Annotated in this window: 5 protein-coding genes; 3 read left to right on the top strand and 2 right to left on the bottom strand. The window is 66.9% G+C overall.

The window, feature by feature from the left end:
• Window positions 1-2,002, bottom strand: a 2,002-nt coding sequence (gene uvrB / locus Q0Q02_RS23095; protein WP_293813094.1) for an excinuclease ABC subunit UvrB, incomplete at its 3' end; no start/stop codon positions are given.
• A 164-nt stretch (window positions 2,003-2,166) separates the two neighbouring features.
• Here uvrB and Q0Q02_RS23100 point away from each other — a divergent pair.
• From Q0Q02_RS23100 to Q0Q02_RS23110, 3 genes are read left to right on the top strand one after another with little or no spacing between them, the layout of a single operon-like run.
• The gene (locus Q0Q02_RS23100; protein WP_293813096.1) at window positions 2,167-2,484 is read left to right on the top strand and encodes a type IIL restriction-modification enzyme MmeI; all 318 of its coding nucleotides are present in this window, start codon (window positions 2,167-2,169) and stop codon (window positions 2,482-2,484) included.
• A gap of 19 nt (window positions 2,485-2,503) precedes the next feature.
• Window positions 2,504-3,418: a hypothetical protein gene (locus Q0Q02_RS23105; RefSeq protein ID WP_293813098.1), complete on the top strand. Its 915-nt coding sequence runs from the start codon at window positions 2,504-2,506 to the stop codon at window positions 3,416-3,418.
• A gap of 47 nt (window positions 3,419-3,465) precedes the next feature.
• Window positions 3,466-3,753: a hypothetical protein gene (locus Q0Q02_RS23110; protein ID WP_293813100.1), complete on the top strand. Its 288-nt coding sequence runs from the start codon at window positions 3,466-3,468 to the stop codon at window positions 3,751-3,753.
• Window positions 3,754-3,820: 67 nt separating this feature from the next.
• Here Q0Q02_RS23110 and Q0Q02_RS23115 read toward each other — a convergent pair whose 3' ends face one another.
• Entirely contained in the window at window positions 3,821-5,047 is a 1,227-nt protein-coding gene (locus tag Q0Q02_RS23115; RefSeq protein ID WP_293813101.1) for a TIGR03862 family flavoprotein, read from the bottom strand.
• Window positions 5,048-5,355: the final 308 nt, after the last annotated feature.

Genomic DNA, 5,355 nt, shown 5'->3' on the forward strand with positions numbered 1-5,355 from the left:
CCTCCTTGTCGGCGTCCAAGATGGCGACGAAGCCGCATTCGGGGATGTCGAGGCCTTCGCGCAGCAGGTTGATGCCGACCAGCACGTCGAAGGCGCCCAGGCGCAAATCGCGCAGGATCTCGATGCGCTCGATCGTGTCGATATCCGAGTGCATGTAGCGCACGCGCACGCCGTTCTCGTGCAGGTATTCGGTCAGGTCCTCGGCCATGCGCTTGGTCAGCACGGTGACCAGCGTGCGATAGCCGCGCTCGGTGACCTCCTTGACCTCGTCGAGCAGGTCCGCGACCTGGTGCTTGGCCGGGCGGATCTCGACCGGCGGATCGATCAGCCCGGTCGGGCGGATGACCTGCTCGGTGAAGACACCGCCGGTCTGGTCCATCTCCCAGCCGCCCGGCGTGGCCGAGACATGCACCGACTGGGGCCGCATCGCGTCCCATTCCTCGAAGCGCAATGGCCGATTGTCCATGCAGGAGGGCAGGCGGAAGCCGTATTCGGCCAGCGTCGCCTTGCGGCGGAAGTCGCCCCGGTACATGCCGCCGATCTGCGGCACGGTGACATGGCTCTCGTCGGTGAAGACCAGCGCGTTGTCGGGCAGGTATTCGAACAGCGTCGGCGGCGGCTCGCCCGGCTTGCGGCCGGTGAGATAGCGCGAATAGTTCTCGATGCCGTTGCAGGAGCCGGTGGCCTCGATCATCTCGATGTCGAAGGTGCAGCGCTGGTCGAGCCTCTGCGCCTCCAGGAAGCGGCCCATGCGGTTGAGCTCGTCGAGGCGGGCCTTGAGCTCCTCCTTGATCGACTTCACGGCCTGGGTCAGCGTCGGGCGCGGCGTGGTGTAGTGCGAATTGCCGTAGACCTTGATGAATTCGAGCTCGCCGGTCTTCTGGCCGGTCAGCGGGTCGAACTCGCTGATGCTCTCGACTTCGTCGCCGAACAGGCCGATGCGCCAGGCGCGGTCCTCATAGTGCGCCGGGTAGAGTTCGATGACGTCGCCGCGGACGCGGAAGGTGCCGCGGGCGAAGTCGTGCTGGGTGCGCTTGTACTGGAGCGCGACGAGATCGGCGATGAGCTGGCGCTGCTCGATGCGCTCGCCGAGCTTCACCGAGAAGGTCATCGCCGTATAGGTCTCGACCGAGCCGATACCGTAGATGCAGGAGACCGAGGCGACGATGATCACGTCGTCGCGTTCGAGCAGGGAGCGCGTCGCCGAGTGGCGCATGCGGTCGATCTGCTCGTTGATCGAGGATTCCTTCTCGATATAGGTGTCCGAGCGCGGAACGTAGGCCTCCGGCTGGTAATAGTCGTAATAGGAGACGAAGTACTCGACCGCGTTGTCGGGGAAGAAGCTCTTGAACTCCCCGTAGAGCTGCGCGGCCAGCGTCTTGTTCGGCGCGAGGATCAATGCCGGGCGCTGCGTCTCCTCGATTACCTTGGCCATGGTGAAGGTCTTGCCCGAGCCGGTGACGCCGAGCAGCACCTGATCGCGCTCCTGCCGGCGGATGCCGTCGACGAGATCGGCGATCGCGGTCGGCTGGTCGCCCGATGGCGAGAAGTCCGACTTCATCGTGAAGGCGATGCCGCCTTCCGATTTCTCGGGGCGCTCGGGCCGGTGCGGCGTCCAGGGCTTGCCGGGCTGGATGAAGGGGCTGCCGGTCTCCAGCAGATGCTGCAGCGAGCTCGCCGTCGCGGCGGCCGCGCCCTCGGCGCCGATGAAGGCGGAATCCGCCTTCTTGGAGAGCTTGCGCTTGGGCCTCTCCTCGCCGCCCGGCCGTTCCAGCGCGTAGTCCTGCTTCGCTTCGTAGCCGGCCTGCGGCTTGTCGCTGAAGCCGGAGGCGCCGCCGGGAACCGCCGTGCCGCGGTTGATCGCGGGGTTCAGCAGGTCGGCGAGATAGCCTTCGAGCGGCTTCAGCTCGGGCTTGGTCGCCTTGGAATTGGGCGTGCGGGCCGAAGAGGGCTTCTTGGCCGCTTTCGGCTTGGTCGCGGTGGTGTCGGAGCTTTTCGGCATGGCCGCAATATGGGGCGGAACGCGTGATGATGCGAGGGGGTGCTGCGCCCCGCGGGCATGATTGATGACAGGAGTTGACAGGACAGAAATCCACAACTTACAGTTGTATAAACGCGGCAGACGCAATCGTGGGGCCGTAACATGGGACGGAGCGGGCCGAGCCGGTGGAGGATGAGGTCGAAGCCTTCATTACGCGCTGGCGCGTGTCGGAAGGGGCAGAGCGGGCATCCTATGCGCAGTTCCTGAGCGAATTGTGCCGGTTGATCGGCGTCGAGCGGCCGCAACCGCCGACCAGCGATACCGATGCCGTGACCTATCGCTTCGAATATCCCGTGCGGTTTCCCGACGGCCGGGGCGGGTACACGACCGGCAGGATCGACCTCTACAAGAAGGGCGCCTTCGTCCTCGAAGCCAAGCAGAGCCGCCTCAAGGGACAGGCCAAGGAGGTGCTGCCGGCGCAGGGCGCCCTTGCGGAGCAATGACGGGCTCTGCTCGCCCGGCGTGAAGCTGCACGGCTCGGGCTTCATCGTCACGCTGGCCGAGGCACGGGCTCTCGGCCTCGGCCGCCGGAAGGGCTTGGAAGATCATGTCCGCAACTATCGCAACGGACGGGATCTGACGGCGCGTTCGCGTGCTGCGATGGTGATCGATCTGTTGGGCCTCACCGCAGAAGAGGTTCGGGAACGATTCCCAGAGGTCTATCAGCACATCAAACGGACGGTGAAAGAGGAAAAGGACGATAACGGAAGACCTATCGGCCGCGATGCGAACCGGCGCGAAAGCTACCGCGAACTATGGTGGGTTTTCGGCGAACCGCGACGCGAGCTGCGTCCTGCCCTCGCTCCGCTTCAGCGCTACATCGCCACGGTTGAAACCGCCAAGCACCGCATCTTCCAGTTCCTCGACGCATCGATCCTGCCGGACAACAAAATCCTGGCGATCGCTCTCTCGGACGCTCATACGCTCGGCGTCCTGTCCTCCCGCATCCATGAGACGTGGTATCTGGCCAGTGCCGGCAAGCGCGGTATCTACGAACGCGATGCGGTCTATGTGAAGTCCCGCTGCTTCGACCCGTTCCCCTTCCCCGACGCGACCGAGCACCAGAGGGAGGCCATCCGCCGTCCGGCGGAGGCGCTCGATGCCCTGCGCAAGCAGGTTCTGGTTGATCACCCCGATCTCACACTGACCAAGCTCTACAATGTGCGCGAAGCACTGCTAGCTGGACATGCGCTCAAGGCCGCAGAGGCGGATATCCGCGACCGCGGATTCGTCATGATCCTCGACGACACCACGAGGCGCTCGATGCCGCCGTCGCCGCCGCCTATGGCTGGCCGGCTGACCTCGGCGAGGAGGAGGTCCTGGCCCGGCTCATCGCCCTCAATCGGCAACGCGCTCAGGAGGAAGCGCAAGGCCTGATCCGCTGGCTCAGACCCGACTATCAGCGGCCGCGCTTCGGCGCCCCGGTGAGAACCGGCGAGCAGCTCGACGCGCTGCTGCCGGAGCCGATACCGGCCGTCGTCAGCAAGCCGGTCTTTCCGGCCGAGGCGGTGGAGCGCGTCGCAGCCGTGCTCGCGGCGCTGGCGCCAGCCTCGACGCCGATCGATGCACGGACCATCGCGGCTCGCTTCCGCCAGGGCCTCAAGGTGGAGCGCGCCATCCGCGACATCCTGATCTCGCTGGCGCGGGTCGGCGAAATCTCGACCGTCGATAGCGGGCACAGCTTCGCGCGCCGCCTGACCGGCACCGGGTAAGCGGAGGCTTGAGGCTCGCCCTGTCCACCTCGGTCGACGCCAAGACGCGAGCCTGACCGGGGCAGGTTCAAGCTCGATCGGCCAGCCAGCTTTCGATGCCGGCGGCAGCGGCGATACCGGTCGCGAAGCTCGCCTGCAGCAGATACCCCCCGGTCGGCGCCTCCCAATCGAGCATCTCGCCGGCTGCGAAGACGCCCGGAAGGCGCTTGAGCATGAAGCCCTCGTCGCATTCGCCGCGCGCGATGCCGCCGGCCGTCGAAATAGCGCGCGCGATCGGCATGGGAGCTTCGAGTCGCAGCGGCGCCGCCTTGATCAGGGCAGCAAGCGCGCCCGGTTCATCCGGAAGAGACGCCCCGGCCGAATCGCGCAGCAGGGCAATCGCCACCGGAGCGAGCCCAGCCGCCTTGCGCAGATGATTGCTCAACGTCTCGCCCTTGCGGCGCCTGGCAAGGCGGGCGGCAAGCTCGGGCGCAGAGAGATCGGGGCGAAGATCGACCGCAAGCGTGGCAAAGCCTTCGCGCTGGATCGCCTCGCGGATTGGGCTCGACAGCGCATAGATCGCACCGCCCTCGATGCCTTCGGCATCGATCATCGCCTCGCCGGCGGCCCTTTCGTCGCCACACCGGATGGTGATGCGCTTCAGGGGCTGACCGGCGAAACGCTCCTTCATCTGCGGCGACCATCCGACCGTGAAGCCGCCATTCGCCGGCCGCAGCGGCGAGATCGCGATGCCGCGCGCCGCCAGCAGCGGCGCCCAGCCGCCATCGGAGCCGAGACGAGGCCAACTCGCGCCACCGAGCGCCAGCAGCGTGGCATCGGGGCGGACGGTTTCGGTTTCGCCATTGACGAGGCGGAACGTCAGGGCGCCCTCCGTATTCCAGCCGGTCCAGAGCCGGCCGGCGGCCAAGCGAACACCGAGGGCATCGAGCCGGGCGAGCCAGGCGCGCAGCAGCGGCGAGGCTTTCATGGCACGGGGAAAGACGCGGCCGCTGGAGCCGACGAAGGTCTCCGCGCCGAGCCCATCAGCCCAATCGCGGAGCGCCTGCGGCTGGAATGCACGCAACGCCGGCTCCAGCCAGTCGCTCGCCTCGCGGTAGCGGCGCAGGAAAACGTCGAATGGCTCGGAATGCGTCAGGTTCAGGCCGCCACGCCCGGCGAGCAGGAACTTGCGGGCTGGCGAGGCCATGCGCTCGTAGAGCGTGACGCGATGCCCGGCGCCGGCCAGCCGCTCGGCCGCGATCAGGCCCGCGGGGCCGGCGCCGATGATGGCGATGTTGCGTATCGGCTTTTCCACCGCAGCCCTGTTCTCATCTGGGCACGTCATCCCGGGCGCAGCGAAGCGAAGACCCGGGATCCATGCCTGAATCTTTGCCGGAAGCGCTCCGGCATGGATCCCGGATCGGCGCCGCTGACGCGGCTTGTCCGGGATGACGGCGTGTTTCCGTTCGAAGGCTTACCGCTTTAGACTGGCGCCCTCGCCTCGAAAAGCCCTGCAACGGACATCGATTTTCATGCCGACCATCGCCGCCTATATCGGCGCCGCGCTTTTCGAGATCGCCGGCTGCTTCGCCTTCTGGGGCTGGCTCCGGCTCGGCAAGCCGA

Source organism: uncultured Allobosea sp., from assembly GCF_945956895.1.
GTDB lineage: Bacteria > Pseudomonadota > Alphaproteobacteria > Rhizobiales > Beijerinckiaceae > Allobosea.